This is a genomic window from Nocardioides taihuensis, assembly GCF_042657275.1.
GTDB lineage: Bacteria > Actinomycetota > Actinomycetes > Propionibacteriales > Nocardioidaceae > Nocardioides > Nocardioides taihuensis.
Map to the genome: position 1 here is coordinate 357,730 of NZ_JBHSKD010000004.1, position 13,229 is coordinate 370,958.

General features: G+C 73.2%; 15 protein-coding genes. 9 read left to right on the plus strand and 6 right to left on the minus strand.

The window, feature by feature from the left end; all coding sequences use genetic code 11:
* Nucleotides 1–33 precede the first annotated feature (33 nt).
* The 5 genes from ACFPGP_RS04910 to ACFPGP_RS04930 all read right to left on the minus strand — a co-directional run bounded on the left by ACFPGP_RS04910 (nucleotide 34) and on the right by ACFPGP_RS04930 (nucleotide 3,125).
* Nucleotides 34–519: a DUF6328 family protein gene (locus ACFPGP_RS04910; protein WP_378587638.1), complete on the minus strand. Its 486-nt coding sequence runs from the start codon at nucleotides 517–519 to the stop codon at nucleotides 34–36.
* Between the two features lie 33 nt (nucleotides 520–552).
* A complete protein-coding gene (locus tag ACFPGP_RS04915) occupies nucleotides 553–723 on the minus strand; it encodes a hypothetical protein (RefSeq protein WP_378587640.1) in 171 nt (56 codons plus the stop codon).
* 137 nt (nucleotides 724–860) lie between these two features.
* On the minus strand, nucleotides 861–1,403 hold the full coding sequence (locus ACFPGP_RS04920; RefSeq protein ID WP_465263247.1) for a YbaK/EbsC family protein: 543 nt from the start codon (nucleotides 1,401–1,403) through the stop codon (nucleotides 861–863).
* A gap of 73 nt (nucleotides 1,404–1,476) precedes the next feature.
* Nucleotides 1,477–1,860, minus strand: coding sequence for a hypothetical protein (locus tag ACFPGP_RS04925; protein WP_378587645.1), 384 nt, complete (start codon nucleotides 1,858–1,860; stop codon nucleotides 1,477–1,479).
* Nucleotides 1,857–3,125, minus strand: a complete 1,269-nt coding sequence (locus tag ACFPGP_RS04930; protein WP_378587647.1) for a PspC domain-containing protein — start codon at nucleotides 3,123–3,125, stop codon at nucleotides 1,857–1,859. Before ACFPGP_RS04930 ends, ACFPGP_RS04925 begins: the two co-directional genes overlap by 4 nt.
* A 143-nt stretch (nucleotides 3,126–3,268) precedes the next feature.
* Here ACFPGP_RS04930 and ACFPGP_RS04935 point away from each other — a divergent pair, with 143 nt between their 5' ends.
* The 5 genes from ACFPGP_RS04935 to ACFPGP_RS04955 all read left to right on the plus strand — a co-directional run bounded on the left by ACFPGP_RS04935 (nucleotide 3,269) and on the right by ACFPGP_RS04955 (nucleotide 7,419).
* Entirely contained in the window at nucleotides 3,269–4,594 is a 1,326-nt protein-coding gene (locus ACFPGP_RS04935; protein ID WP_378587649.1) for an ATP-binding protein, read from the plus strand.
* A complete protein-coding gene (locus ACFPGP_RS04940; RefSeq protein WP_378587651.1) occupies nucleotides 4,587–5,255 on the plus strand; it encodes a LuxR C-terminal-related transcriptional regulator in 669 nt (222 codons plus the stop codon). The genes ACFPGP_RS04935 and ACFPGP_RS04940 overlap by 8 nt, the downstream gene beginning before the upstream one ends.
* Entirely contained in the window at nucleotides 5,252–5,476 is a 225-nt protein-coding gene (locus ACFPGP_RS04945) for a hypothetical protein (protein WP_378587653.1), read from the plus strand. Before ACFPGP_RS04940 ends, ACFPGP_RS04945 begins: the two co-directional genes overlap by 4 nt.
* 74 nt (nucleotides 5,477–5,550) lie before the next feature.
* Nucleotides 5,551–6,978 carry an APC family permease gene (locus ACFPGP_RS04950; RefSeq protein WP_378587656.1) on the plus strand — a complete coding sequence of 476 codons (1,428 nt, stop codon included), beginning with the start codon at nucleotides 5,551–5,553 and terminating at the stop codon, nucleotides 6,976–6,978.
* Nucleotides 6,979–7,059: 81 nt separating this feature from the next.
* Nucleotides 7,060–7,419: a hypothetical protein gene (locus ACFPGP_RS04955; RefSeq protein ID WP_378587659.1), complete on the plus strand. Its 360-nt coding sequence runs from the start codon at nucleotides 7,060–7,062 to the stop codon at nucleotides 7,417–7,419.
* 26 nt (nucleotides 7,420–7,445) lie between these two features.
* On the opposite strand, the gene ACFPGP_RS04960 is transcribed toward ACFPGP_RS04955, so the two are convergent.
* Nucleotides 7,446–7,976 carry an XdhC family protein gene (locus tag ACFPGP_RS04960; RefSeq protein ID WP_378587662.1) on the minus strand — a complete coding sequence of 177 codons (531 nt, stop codon included), beginning with the start codon at nucleotides 7,974–7,976 and terminating at the stop codon, nucleotides 7,446–7,448.
* A gap of 140 nt (nucleotides 7,977–8,116) precedes the next feature.
* Here ACFPGP_RS04960 and ACFPGP_RS04965 point away from each other — a divergent pair, with 140 nt between their 5' ends.
* Genes ACFPGP_RS04965 through ACFPGP_RS04980 form a run of 4 tightly spaced genes read left to right on the plus strand, consistent with a single transcriptional unit; the run spans nucleotide 8,117 to nucleotide 13,219 of the window.
* The gene (locus ACFPGP_RS04965) at nucleotides 8,117–8,617 is read left to right on the plus strand and encodes an NADH-quinone oxidoreductase subunit NuoE family protein (protein ID WP_378587665.1); all 501 of its coding nucleotides are present in this window, start codon (nucleotides 8,117–8,119) and stop codon (nucleotides 8,615–8,617) included.
* Nucleotides 8,618–10,171 (plus strand): formate dehydrogenase beta subunit, encoded by a 1,554-nt coding sequence (locus tag ACFPGP_RS04970; RefSeq protein ID WP_378587667.1) that lies wholly within the window; start codon nucleotides 8,618–8,620, stop codon nucleotides 10,169–10,171.
* A complete protein-coding gene (fdhF, locus tag ACFPGP_RS04975; protein ID WP_378587670.1) occupies nucleotides 10,168–12,996 on the plus strand; it encodes a formate dehydrogenase subunit alpha in 2,829 nt (942 codons plus the stop codon). Before ACFPGP_RS04970 ends, fdhF begins: the two co-directional genes overlap by 4 nt.
* Nucleotides 12,989–13,219 carry a formate dehydrogenase subunit delta gene (locus ACFPGP_RS04980; RefSeq protein ID WP_378587672.1) on the plus strand — a complete coding sequence of 77 codons (231 nt, stop codon included), beginning with the start codon at nucleotides 12,989–12,991 and terminating at the stop codon, nucleotides 13,217–13,219. The genes fdhF and ACFPGP_RS04980 overlap by 8 nt, the downstream gene beginning before the upstream one ends.
* The last annotated feature ends 10 nt before the right edge of the window (nucleotides 13,220–13,229 follow it).

Sequence of the window (13,229 nt, forward strand, 5' to 3'; positions counted from 1 at the left end):
GCACCCCCTGCCAGCGACCGAATTACGCCGTGGTCACGCGTCTGCCGACCCGCTCGCACCGTTGGCCAGGACGACGTTCGGGAGCACCACCAACAGCAGCGCCGCGGTGCCCGCGATGACGCCGGCGAACGCCAGCGCGACCGTGCGGTCGACCACCACGTCGAAGATCAGCGCCACCATGCCGGTCACCAGCACCGCGATGGCGGTGAGCACCGCCATCGTGAGCCGGTGCGCCGTCGTGACGACCCGCTCCTTGACGTGCTCGCCGGAGAGCCGCCGGTGCACGGCCACGGCCGACATGACGAGCAGCGTGGTCACCGCCGCGACGACGACGAGCACGAGGTAGAGCGTGCGCTGGTAGGTGTCGAGCGAGGCGAACTCGGTCTGGAACGGCAGGGTCAGCAGGAAGCCGGCCGTCAGCTGGGCGCCGGTCTGCATGACCCGGAGCTCCTGCAGCAGGTCGCCCCACTTGCGGTCCAGCTTCTCGGTCTCTGTCTCGTGGCGCTCGTCGTCGGGCATGGGCCACCGATACCCACGCAGCGGCCCGGTCAGTCAGCGCGAGGCGGCAGAACCCTCCCCGGGCCGGACCACCTCCGGGTGGTGCCTCACGAACGGCCGGGACTCCTGGTCGGCTGCGCCCGAGGCCGCCAGCGCGGTGACCTCGGTGGCGGCGGGGAAGGCCAGCAGGAACGTGGCCCAGATGACGACCTCACGTCGGCTCACCGACACGGCGGGCTCCTCCCGGGTAGGTCGGGCTGTCGGTGCCGACGCTGCCGGGTGAGGCCGTACGACGGGCGTCCGCCGGCGCTCGGTGAGGTGACGGCCCGGTGAAGACCCGGGAGGCGGTGGGAGCGAGGCGGTCAGCGGGCGAGGCCGGGCACGACCTCGGACCCCGGGAGCTCGGCCAGGAGCGAGCCGGGCAGCAGGATCTTGGAGTGGCGCACCCCGGAGCCGATCACCGCGACGTCGATGCCGGTGGCGGCCTCGTCGACCAGCACCCGCCACTGCGGGGGCAGCCCCAGCGGCGTGATGCCGCCGTACTCCATGCTCGACTCGGTCACCGCCTGGTCCATGGCCAGGAACGACGCCTTGCGGACGTCGAGGAGGCGGCGCACGACGTTGTTGACGTCGGCGCGGGTGTCGGCGCGGACCACGCAGGCGGCGACCCGCTCGTCGCCGCCGCGGCGGCCGCCGACGAGCACGCAGTTGGCGCCCGAGTCGAGCGGCAGGTCGTAGGCCTCCGCGCAGGCGGCGGTGTCGGCCAGCGCCGGGTCGATCTCGACCACGCCGACGCGGTCGGCGGCCGACCACCCCTCCAGCGCGGTGACGACCGGGGCGGCCAGCAGGTCGGGGCGCTCGAGGGCGGGGACGGGCGTCAGGGAGCCGAGGCCGGGCAGCGTCATGGGGCCCATCATCACCAGCGCGCGCAAGCAGCCGGCCCGGACCACCGTGGGTCCGGGCCGGCGCGGCGGCTTGTCAGCCGCGGTCGTCGGGGTCCGTCGTCGTGACGACGGGGGCGGCGGCGGCCCCCGTGTCGTCGGTCTGGTCGGTGACCTCGGTGTCGTCGGTGACCGCGGTCTCCTCGTCGCTCCCGGCGGCCGGCACCCACCCGGTCACCCGGGTCTCGTACTTGCTGCGGGAGGAGAGGGTCGTGGCCAGCAGGCCGGCCAGGCCGGCCAGCACCCAGGGCACCGGGAGCAGCCAGCGGAGGTCGTCGCTCCCGACCACGTCGGACTGGACGAGCGCCCAGATCCCGACGAGGCCGAGGAAGGCGATGCCCATCACCAGGTGGCCGACGTTGACGGGGTGACGGCCACCGGTGGCGGACGTGTCGGTCGTGGTCGTGGTCGTGGTGCTCATCGGGTCCTCACCTCGATCTGGCCGACGCCCAGCTGGGCGTCGATGGTGATGGTCGCGACCTCGTCGGGGACGTCCTGGGTGCGGGACATCTCGTTGGCGACGCCGCCGGTCTCCTCGCCGAAGAGGTCGACCGCGCCGGGTCCGCCGACCTGCGCGTGGGCATCGACGTCCACGTTGTCGGGCAGCACGACCTCGATGCGGCCGACGCCCCCCTCGAGCTCGATGGTGCGGCCATCGAGCGCCGCGACGTCCTGCACCGCAGTCAGGTCGACGACGTACTCACCGGCGCCGAAGCTGTAGCGGTCGCGGACCTCCGCGGAGGTGTCGGGACGTGCGGTGTGGGCGCGGCCCTCGTAGTCGTCGGCGGCGGTCGCCCCGACCAGGCCGATGGTGCTCAGCAGCCCGAGCAGGATCAGCCCACCGGCGCGTCCCCAGAAGGCACCGACGACGAGCATCGCGCCGGTGATGCCGACCGCCAGGGCCGGGTAGGCACCGTCGGCCACCGAGGCGCCGGCCAGGTCGACCATGCCCAGCACGCCCTCGGCGAAGACGATCAGGGCGAGCGTGAACCAGAAGAGGACCGGGCCCTTCTTGCGCGGGTTGGGCGGCGGGAGCGGCGGGTACGGCGTCCCGCTCGCGGCCGGCGGAGGCGTCCAGGCCGGGGGTGGGGTCACCGGACCGGCCGGGAGCGTGGCGGTTGCGGGGGAGCCCGCGGGGCCGTACGGGGCGGGGGCGTCCGGCACCGCGCCGTACGGCTGCGGGACGGGCGCGCTGGTCGGGCCGAAGGTCGGCGGCGGGGCCGGCGAGCCGGACCCCTTGCCCGTGCGGGACAGCACCAGCCAGACGACCAGGGCCAGCAGGGCCACCGGCCACGGGAACCAGAAGACGCCCCACGAGTCGCCGACCAGGGCGAGCGCGGCGAGCACGCCGACGACGAGGAGCGCGACGGTGCGGCTCCGCTCGTCGAGGGTCACCGCGGCCCTGCCGTCGGCCTCGTCGGGGACGAGCAGCCAGCACGCGCCGTACAGGATGAGGCCGGCGCCGCCGAAGAAGACCAGCACCACGAACGCCACCCGCAGGATGATCGGGTCGACGTCGAGGTGTCGGGCGAGGCCGCCGGCGACACCGGCGACCTTGCGGTCGGTCGCGCTGCGGCGCAGTCGGCCGAGGTCCTTGATGTCGCCGCCGGAGACGCGGGGTCCGCCAGGAGGAGGGCCGTCCGCCGGTGGCGGACCGGCGGGGGCTTCGGGAGGTGTCGTGGTCATGGCTCCAGCCTGCTCGCGTGCGCACCCGCGCACCATCGGGGACAGCCCTGATCCTGCCCTCCCCGACGGGGGTCCGGCTCAGGGTCGGCTCGGGGTCAGACCTCATGGTCCGGCCCCGCCCGCTCTGGGAGACTGGACGCACCATGACCACCGCTCCCGGACCGGCCGGCGCCACCGCGGCGCCTGTCGCTGCGCGCCCCGGCGCGCACCCCCCGGCCTGGGAGCCCCGCAAGGCCTACCGCGACACCAGCGAGCCGATCCTCGGCGGTGTCGCGGCCGGCCTGGCCCGCCACCTCGGGCTGCCGGTGCTGTGGGTGCGGGCGACCTTCATCGTCACGGCGGCCCTGGGTGGCCTCGGCATCGCCTTCTACGCGGCCCTGTGGCTGGTGCTGCCCGCGGACACCGGGTTCGAGACCGCCGCACCGGGTCTCGAGAGCGCCTCGCGCCGCGGCATGCGTCCCGGACGGATCCGCCGGCTCACCGACGTCGGCCCGGCCATCGCCCTGGCCGCGCTCGGGCTCGGGGCGATCCTGCTGCTGGAGGCCGTGCTCGGCCGGGGCGTCGTGTTCTGGCCCGTCTTCCTCGGCCTGCTCGGCCTCGCCATCCTGTGGCGCCAGGCCGACGAGGCGCAGCGCGAGCGCTGGAACGACCAGAGCGGCCGCATCGACCCGATGCGGATCGTGTTCGGCAACGGCGGCTGGGCGTCGTACGCCCGCGTGGCGCTGGGCACCCTCCTCGTGGTGTCGGCGGTGTTCGTCTTCGGCCTGGAGGGTGCGTCGGTGAGCGACGCCCGGGCCGGCCTGGTCTCGGGCGGGCTGGTGCTCGTCGGCCTCGCGATCGTGATCGGGCCCTGGGTCTTCCGCCTCGCCTCCGACCTGTCGGCGGAGCGGGCCGAGCGGGTGCGCACCCAGGAGCGCGCCGACCTCGCCGCCCACCTGCACGACTCGGTGCTGCAGACCCTGGCCCTGATCCAGAAGAACAGCGCCGACTCCGCGCTCGTCGCCCGCCTCGCCCGCAGCCAGGAGCGCGACCTGCGCTCGTGGCTCTACGCGGGGGAGTCCACCGACGAGAGCACCCTCGCCAGCGCGCTGCGCGGCGCGGCGGCTGCCGTCGAGGACGCCCACGGCGCCACGGTCGACGTGGTCACCGTCGGCGACTGCCCGTTCTCCGAGGCCCTGCGGCCGGTCGTCAACGCGACCCGCGAGGCCGTGCAGAACGCCGCACGCCACGCGGGCACCGGGCGCGTCGACGTGTACGCCGAGGTCGGTGACAGCGCCGTCGACGTCTTCGTCCGCGACCGCGGTCGCGGCTTCGACCTCGCCGCCGTCCCGGAGGACCGGTACGGCGTGCGCCACAGCATCCTCGACCGCATGGAGCGGCACGGCGGCACCGCCGAGGTCCGCTCCACCCCGGGCGAGGGCACCGAGGTGCGCCTGCACCTCCCGAGGCAGGAGGAGTCCCATGGCTGACCCGATCCGGGTCCTGGTGGTCGACGACCACGCGATGTTCCGGGCGGGGGTGAAGGCCGAGCTGGCCACCGCCGGGGCGGGCGTCGTGGACGTCGTCGCCGAGGCCGCGGACGTCGGCGAGGCCGTGGCGCAGGTCCGCGAGAGCCGCCCCGACGTCGTGCTGCTCGACGTCCACCTGCCCGGGGGCGGAGGCGTCGAGGTGATGCGCAAGGTCGCCTCCACCCCGGGCCTGGCCGACCAGACGCCCCGCTTCCTGGCGCTCAGCGTCTCCGACGCCGCCGAGGACGTCATCGGCACCATCCGCGGTGGCGCCCGCGGCTACGTCACCAAGACCATCACCGGCCCCGAGCTCGTGGCGGCGATCCGGCGGGTCAACGACGGCGACGCGGTCTTCTCCCCGCGGCTGGCGGGCTTCGTGCTCGACGCCTTCGCCGGCTCGATCGACGTCGCCGCCGTCGACGAGGACCTCGACCGCCTCACCGAGCGCGAGCGCGAGGTGATGCGCCTGATCGCGCGCGGCTACTCCTACAAGGAGGTCGCCCGCGAGCTCTTCATCTCGATCAAGACCGTCGAGACCCACATGTCCAGCGTGCTGCGCAAGCTCCAGCTCTCCTCGCGCCACGAGCTCGCCCGCTGGGCTTCCGACCGGAGGTTGCTGTGACCAGCTGGAACGACCTGGACGAGCGCACGCGCAGGCTGCTGGTCTGCGCAGCGGTGGTGGACGGCGCGCTGCGCGTCGGGGCGCTGGTCGACCTCAGGCGCCGCCCGGCCGAGGAGGTGCGCGGCCCGAAGCCGGTGTGGGCGACCGCGCTGGCGGTCGTGAGCTCGGCCGGCCTGCTGCCGGTCGGCTACTTCGTGTGGGGGCGGCGCCGTCCGCACTGAGGGTGTCGCCGGGCGGGCGCCGGGGTAAGGAGTCGGGCAATCCTGCTCCCTCCTCCGGAAAAGTGAGGCCCGCGATGGCCGAGGCCAGCACGACGGTCGATTCCCGACCGGAGTCCGACACCGGGCTGAAGCGCTCGATCACCGGACGCCAGCTCTTCTTCTACACGCTCGGTGACGTGCTGGGCTCCGGCATCTACGTGCTCATCGGCCTGGTGGCCGCCGCCGTCGGCGGCGCCTTCTGGATCGCCTTCGCGGTCGGCGTCACGATCGCCGCGATCACCGGCACGGCGTACGCCGAGCTGGTGACGAAGTACCCCCGGGCCGCGGGGGCCGCGCTCTACGTGAACAAGGCCTTCGGCAGCAAGGTGCTCACGTTCCTCGTCACGGTCTCGTTCCTCTCGGCGAGCTTCGCCGCCGCCGGCTCGTTGGCGAGCGGCTTCACGACGTACTTCGCCGAGATCTGGCCCGGCCCGCCCGCGCTGCTGGTCAGCCTGGTCTTCGTCGCGGTGCTCACGGTCGTGAACTTCATCGGGATCACCGAGTCGGTCGTGATCAACATGCTGATGGCGTTCGTGGAGATCCTCGGCCTGGTCATCGTGATGGTGATCGGTGCCTGGTACGTCGCCGAGGGCAGCGCCGACTTCGGCGTCCTGGGTGACTTCTCGGCCGAGGGGAACCCGACGATCGCGATCCTGGCCGGCGTGGCGCTGTCGTTCTTCGCGATGACCGGCTTCGAGAACACCGCCAACGTCGCCGAGGAGACCGTCGACCCGCACCGGTCGTTCCCCCGCTCCCTGATCGGCGGCATGGTGGTGGCCGGCGTGATCTACGTGCTGGTCTCGATCGCCGCCGCGCTGACCGTCGACACCGACAGCCTGGTCGAGTCCGAGGTCCCGCTGCTCGAGGTGGTGAAGTCGGGCGTGCTGCCGATCTCCGACGACTTCATGGCCACGCTCTTCGCGGTGATCGCGATGGTGGCGATCACCAACACGACGCTGGTCGCGGTGGTGACCCAGCCCCGGATCCTCTACGGCATGGCCAACGAGGACGTCGTCCCCGGGGTCTTCGCCAGGATCCACGCGACCCGCAGGAGCCCCTGGGTGGGACTGCTGTTCAGCGCCGTCGTCGTCGCGGCGCTCCTCGTGATCGGGACCGCGCTCACGTCCTCCGGCTCCAAGCTCGACCTCGTGGGTCGGCTGGCCGCCGTGACCGTGCTGTTCCTGCTGTTCATCTACGCCCTGGTGATCGTCTCGGCGCTCAAGCTGCGCGGGCAGGACGAGGACGAGCGGGCCTTCCGCGCCAACACCGCGCTGCTGGTGCTCGGCCTGGTCGGCAACCTCGCGATCCTCGCGTGGACCGTCTACGACGACCCGACCTCGCTGCTCTGGTGCGCCGGCCTCGTCGCCGTGGGTGTGGTGCTGTTCGTCGTCGAGCACTTCTTCGGCCGCTCCGACCGCCCCGAGGGCACCGGGCGCGGCGACCCCTCGCTCGCCGTCGACTGACGGCAGCCGACCCCCCGATCACTCTCGGGGTGGGACGACCCGGCCGTGGCGGCGGCCGGGTCGTCCCCTAACCTTCGGGTCGTGGAGACCCTCCGTCTGGTGCTGCTGTTCCTGCACGTCCTCGGCTTCGCCGCCCTCATCGGCGGGCTGCTCGTCCAGGCGCGCGAGCCGGAGAAGAAGGTCAACGCCGCGATGCGCGACGGCGCGGGCACGGCCTTCGTCGCCGGACTCCTCCTCGTGGGCGTGCTCGAGGCCGACGACGTGCCCGTCGACAACGCCAAGATCGCGGTCAAGTTCGTCATCGCGCTGGTGATCCTGGTGCTGGTGATGGCCAACATCCGCAAGCCCCGCCTGCCCGACGGCCTCTACTGGGCCCTTCTCGCACTCAGCGTCGCGAACGTGGCCGTGGCGATCTTCTGGTCGCCGGCACACTCCGCCTGACCCGGGCCTGAACCCGCCTGGAGGTCTCAGCCGCCCGGGCAGTAGGCCTCGCCCGGCCCGAGGTCGGGGTGGATGGCCCCCGCGCGGTCGCTGATCGAGCCGACCTGCCCGGCGGCACCCCGCCTGACCGCGACGATCTCCGCGAGCACCGACACCGCGATCTCCCCGGGTTCGTCGGCACCGATGTCGAGCCCCACCGGCGCGTGCAGGCGGGCCAGGAGGTCCTCGCCCACGCCCTGGTCGACGAGCCAGGCGCGTCGCCGTTCCTGCGTGCGGCGTGACCCCATCGCCCCGACGTACGGCGTCTCCGCCTCGAGGGCGGCCAGGATCGCCGCAGAGTCGACGTCCTCGTGGTGGCTGAGCACCACGACCGCGTCGCTCTCGGGCAGCGTGTCGGCCACGGCGGCGAGGTCGGTGGCCACGGTCGCTGTCCACCCCGCCGCCTCCACCATCGGCGCGAGCGCCGCGGTCACCGGGCCGTCGCCGACCAGCAGCACGTGCACGGGAGCGGGTGGAGCCGCAGCCGGAGACGGGGTGGCAGACACGGGGTCGGTCATGGTGCCAGTATGAGGCTGAACCGCCAGTCAACCGATTGTTGCGCTGAGCGCAACGCGACGCGCGATCTGCAACATTTGTTTGGCGTCCGGCCCCGTGCGGGTGCACGATGGTCCGCGAGGACGTGAGGAGGGTCACGCGAATGCCCGACGGTACCGCCGCGCTCGACGCGGGCCCGGTCGGCGACGCGGTCGAGGCCGCGGTGGCGGTCCACCGCGACGAGCCCGGCGCGCTGCTGGAGGTGCTGCACACCGTGCAGGCCGAGCTGGGCTGGCTCCCACCCCTCACCACGCGGCTGGTGGCCGAGCGGCTGAACCTCTCGCGGGCCGAGGTGCACGGCGTGGTCACCTTCTACAAGGACTTCCGCACCGCCCCCCCGGCTGCCTCGACGGTCCGGCTCTGCCTCGCCGAGGCCTGCCAGGCGCGCGGCGCCCGCGAGCTCGCGGCCCGGGTGGAGCAGCGGCTCGGCGTGCGTGTCGGTGACACCGCTCCCGACGGCTCCGTGGAGGTGCAGCAGGTCTTCTGCTTCGGCAACTGCGCCCTCGGGCCGGCGATCGAGGTCGACGGCGTCCTGCACGGCCGGGTCGACGAGGCACGGCTGGTGGCGATCCTCGCCCCGACCCCCACGACCGAAGGCGCCTGAGTGACCACCGTCTACGTCCCGCGCGACAGCGCCGCCCGGTCCGTCGGCGCCGACGCCGTCGCCGACCGCCTCCGCGAGCGGCTCGGGCCCGACGTGCGGATCGTGCGCACCGGCTCGCGCGGCATGCTCTGGCTCGAGCCCCTGGTCGAGGTCGACGCCGGAGAGGGCCGCGTCGCCTACGGCCCGGTGACGCCCGCCGACGTCGACGGCCTCGTCGACGCGGGCCTCACGACCGGTGGCGACCACCCGCTCCGCCACGGCGCCCCGGAGGAGCTGCCGTGGCTGCGCGACCAGCAGCGGATCACCTTCGCCCGCGTCGGCGTGGTCGACCCCCTGTCGCTCGACGACCACCGCGCCCACGGCGGCCTGGCCGGCCTCGAGCGGGCGCTGACGATGTCGCCGGCCGAGGTCGTCGCCGAGGTCACGGCCTCCGGCCTGCGCGGCCGCGGGGGCGCGGGCTTCCCGGCCGGCATCAAGTGGCAGACGGTGCTCGATGCGCCCGGCGCGGTCAAGTACGTCGCCTGCAACGCGGACGAGGGCGACTCCGGCACCTTCGCCGACCGGATGCTGATGGAGGGCGACCCGTTCACCCTGATCGAGGGCATGGCCATCGCGGCGTACGCGACCGGCGCCCACGAGGGCTACGTCTACCTGCGCTCGGAGTACCCCGCGGCCGCCGCGACCTTCCGCACCGCCGTCGACCTGGCCTACGCCGGCGGCCTGCTCGGTGCGTCGGTGCTCGGCTCGGGCCACGCCTTCGACCTCCACCTGCGGATGGGCGCCGGCGCCTACATCTGCGGCGAGGAGACCTCGATGCTCGAGAGCCTCGAGGGCAAGCGCGGCGAGATCCGGGCCAAGCCCCCGATCCCGGCCCTGAAGGGCCTGTTCGGCAAGCCCACCGTCGTCAACAACGTGCTGACGCTGGGCACCGTCCCGATGATCCTGGCCCACGGCGGGGCGGCGTACGCCGAGCTCGGCGTCGGCCGCTCGCGCGGCACCCAGGTCTTCCAGCTCGCCGGCAACGTCGCGCAGGGCGGCATCGTCGAGACCGCGTTCGGCGTCACGCTGCGCGAGCTGGTCGAGGGCTGGGGCGGCGGGACCGCCTCCGGCCGGCCGGTCCGCGCGGTGCAGGTCGGCGGCCCGCTCGGTGCCTATCTGCCGGTCGAGCAGCTCGACCTGCCGATGGACTACGAGGCCTTCGCCGAGGTTGGTGCGATGGTCGGGCACGGCGGCATCGTGGTCTTCGACGACACCGTCGACATGGCCGCGCAGGCCCGCTTCGCCATGGAGTTCTGCGCCGAGGAGTCCTGCGGCAAGTGCACGCCCTGCCGGGTGGGCTCGGTGCGGGGCGTCGAGGTGATCGACCGGATCGTCGCCGGCACCGACCGCGACGCCAACCTCGTCGTCCTCGAGGACCTCTGCGAGGTGATGACCGACGGCTCGCTCTGCGCGATGGGCGGGCTCACCCCGATGCCGGTGCGCAGCGCGCTGCGCCACTTCCCCGACGACTTCCACCGCACCCCGACAGGGGAGTACACGGAGGCACGCGCATGAGCATCCTGAAGGAACCCGACCTCGGCACCCCGGCCCGCACGGGCGAGGCCACCGTCGAGCTCGAGATCGACGGCAAGGCTGTCACCGTGCCCGCGGGCACGTCGGTGATGCGGGCCGCGGCCCTCGCGGGCGTCGACGTCCCCAAGCTGTGCGCCACCGACTCGCTCGAGGCGTTCGGCTCCTGCCGCCTCTGCCTGGTCGAGGTCGACGGCGTCAAGGGCACCCCGGCGTCCTGCACCACCCCGTGCGGCGACGGCATGAAGGTGCGCACCCAGAGTGACCGGCTGGGGCGACTGCGCCGCGGCGTCATGGAGCTCTACATCTCCGACCACCCGCTCGACTGCCTGACCTGCCCGGCCAACGGCGACTGTGAGCTGCAGGACATGGCTGGCGTGGTGGGCCTGCGCGAGGTCCGTTACGGCTACGAGGGTGCCAACCACCTCGACGCCGAGAAGGACACCTCCAACCCCTACTTCGACTTCGACCCGAGCAAGTGCATCGCCTGCTCGCGCTGCGTACGGGCGTGCGGCGAGGTGCAGGGCACGTTCGCCCTGACCATCGCCGGGCGGGGCTTCGAGTCCGAGGTCAGCGCCGGCGGCGAGAGCTTCCTCGAGTCCGAGTGCGTCTCGTGCGGCGCCTGCGTGCAGGCCTGCCCGACGTCCACGCTGCAGGAGAAGGCGGTCGTCGAGCTCGGCATGCCCACCCGCACCGTGCTCACCACCTGCGCCTACTGCGGCGTGGGCTGCTCGTTCAAGGCCGAGCTCAAGGGCACCGAGCTGGTGCGGATGGTGCCCCATAAGGACGGCGGCGCCAACGAGGGCCACTCCTGCGTCAAGGGCCGCTTCGCCTTCGGCTACGCCAGCCATCCCGACCGCGTGCTGTTCCCGATGCTGCGCGACAGCATCGACGAGGAGTGGCGCGAGGTCTCGTGGGAGGAGGCGATCGGCCACGTCGCCCGCCGCTTCACCGAGATCCAGGCCGAGCACGGCGTCGGCGCCGTCGGCGGCATCACCTCCTCGCGCACCACCAACGAGGAGGTGTACGCCGTGCAGCGCCTGGTGCGCGCCGGCTTCCGCAACAACAACGTCGACACCTGCGCGCGGGTCTGCCACAGCCCGACCGGCTACGGCCTCAAGCAGACCTTCGGCACCTCGGCCGGCACCCAGGACTTCAAGTCGGTCGAGGACTGCGACGTCATGGTCGTGATCGGCGCGAACCCCACCGACGGCCACCCGGTCTTCGCCTCCCGGATGAAGCGCCGGCTGCGCGAGGGCGCCAAGCTGGTCGTGATCGACCCGCGCCGCATCGACCTGGTCCGCACCCCGCACGTGCAGGCCGACCACCACCTCCAGCTGCACCCCGGCACCAACGTCGCGGTCGTCAACGCGCTCGCGCACGTGGTGGTCACCGAGGGCCTGACCGACGAGTCGTTCGTCTCCTCGCGGTGCGAGGGCTACGACGAGTGGGCGGCCTTCGTGGCGCTCGAGGAGAACAGCCCCGAGGCGCTCGAGGAGATCACCGGCGTCCCCGCGGCCGAGGTGCGCGCCGCCGCGCGGCTCTACGCCGCCGGACCCAACTCGGCGATCTACTACGGCCTCGGCGTCACCGAGCACAGCCAGGGGTCCACGATGGTGATGGGCATGGCCAACCTCGCGATGGCCACCGGCAACATCGGCCGCCGCGGCGTGGGTGTGAACCCCCTGCGCGGCCAGAACAACGTGCAGGGCTCCTGCGACATGGGCTCCTTCCCCCACGAGCTGCCCGGGTACCGCCACGTCTCCGACCCCGACGTGCGCAACACCTTCGACCAGCTCTGGGGCTCCACGATCCTCTCCGAGCCCGGGCTGCGGATCCCGAACATGTTCGACTCCGCGCTCGACGGCTCGTTCCGCGCGCTGTTCGTGCAGGGCGAGGACCTCGCCCAGTCCGACCCCAACACCGCCCACGTGCAGGCGGCGCTCTCGGCGCTCGACCTGCTCGTCGTCCAGGACCTCTTCCTCAACGAGACGGCGAGGTTCGCGCACGTCTTCCTGCCCGGCACGTCGTTCCTGGAGAAGGACGGCACCTTCACCAACGCCGAGCGCCGGATCAACCGGGTGCGCCCGGTGATGCCGCCGCGCACCGGCAAGCACGAGTGGGAGGTCGCCTGCGAGATCGCACAGGCGATGGGTCACGAGATGCACTACGACGACGCGAGCCAGATCATGGACGAGATCGCCGCGACCACACCGACGTTCGCGGGCGTCTCCTTCGAGCTGCTCGACCGGGTCGGCAGCGTGCAGTGGCCGTGCAACGCCGAGCACCCGACCGGCACGCCGATCATGCACGAGGAGACCTTCGCCCGCGGGCTCGGCCGGTTCGTCACCACGCCCTACGTCGCCACCACCGAGCGCAGCACCCGCAAGTACCCGCTGATCCTCACGACCGGCCGGATCCTCTCGCAGTACAACGTCGGCGCCCAGACCCGGCGTACGGCGAACGTCGTCTGGCACGCCGAGGACGTGCTGGAGATCCACCCGCACGACGCCGAGGTGCGCGGCATCTCCGACGGCGACGTGGTGACGCTGAGCAGCCGGGTCGGGGCCACGACGATGCGCGCCGTGCTGGCCGACCGGATGCCGGTGGGCGTCGTCTACACGACCTTCCACCACCCGGTCAGCGGCGCCAACGTGGTCACCACCGAGAACTCCGACTGGGCGACCAACTGCCCGGAGTACAAGGTGACCGCCGTCCAGGTCGCGCCCGCCCGCGCCGCCGAGCGCGAGGAGCACCAGGAGGACGCCGCACCGGTGCCGGCCGACGCTGCCATGAGCGGCCGTGGGTGAGCCGCAGGTGACCGCCGCGGTGCCGCCCGTGGTCCGGCTCGCCAACGACATCGCCCGCCAGTTCGCCCACCTGCCGCCGCCGGAGGCCGCGCGGGCCGTGGCCGCCCACCTCGACCAGTTCTGGGAGCCGCGCATGCGCACCGCCCTGGTCGAGGAGGTCGCGACCGACCCCGACCGCCTCGACCCGCTGGTCCTCGCCGCCCTGGACCCGCCGCCGGCCTGACCGGCCCCGC

Excerpts from the sequence above, each read along its gene's own strand:
- ACFPGP_RS04910 (WP_378587638.1), bottom strand. The coding sequence starts at position 519 with ATGCCCGACGACGAGCGCCACGAGACAGAGACCGAGAAGCTGGACCGC.
- ACFPGP_RS04920 (WP_465263247.1), bottom strand. The coding sequence starts at position 1,403 with ATGACGCTGCCCGGCCTCGGCTCCCTGACGCCCGTCCCCGCCCTCGAG.
- ACFPGP_RS04925 (WP_378587645.1), bottom strand. The coding sequence starts at position 1,860 with ATGAGCACCACGACCACGACCACGACCGACACGTCCGCCACCGGTGGC.
- ACFPGP_RS04930 (WP_378587647.1), bottom strand. The coding sequence starts at position 3,125 with ATGACCACGACACCTCCCGAAGCCCCCGCCGGTCCGCCACCGGCGGAC.
- ACFPGP_RS04935 (WP_378587649.1), top strand. The coding sequence starts at position 3,269 with ATGACCACCGCTCCCGGACCGGCCGGCGCCACCGCGGCGCCTGTCGCT.
- ACFPGP_RS04940 (WP_378587651.1), top strand. The coding sequence starts at position 4,587 with ATGGCTGACCCGATCCGGGTCCTGGTGGTCGACGACCACGCGATGTTC.
- ACFPGP_RS04950 (WP_378587656.1), top strand. The coding sequence starts at position 5,551 with ATGGCCGAGGCCAGCACGACGGTCGATTCCCGACCGGAGTCCGACACC.
- ACFPGP_RS04960 (WP_378587662.1), bottom strand. The coding sequence starts at position 7,976 with ATGACCGACCCCGTGTCTGCCACCCCGTCTCCGGCTGCGGCTCCACCC.
- ACFPGP_RS04965 (WP_378587665.1), top strand. The coding sequence starts at position 8,117 with ATGCCCGACGGTACCGCCGCGCTCGACGCGGGCCCGGTCGGCGACGCG.
- fdhF (WP_378587670.1), top strand. The coding sequence starts at position 10,168 with ATGAGCATCCTGAAGGAACCCGACCTCGGCACCCCGGCCCGCACGGGC.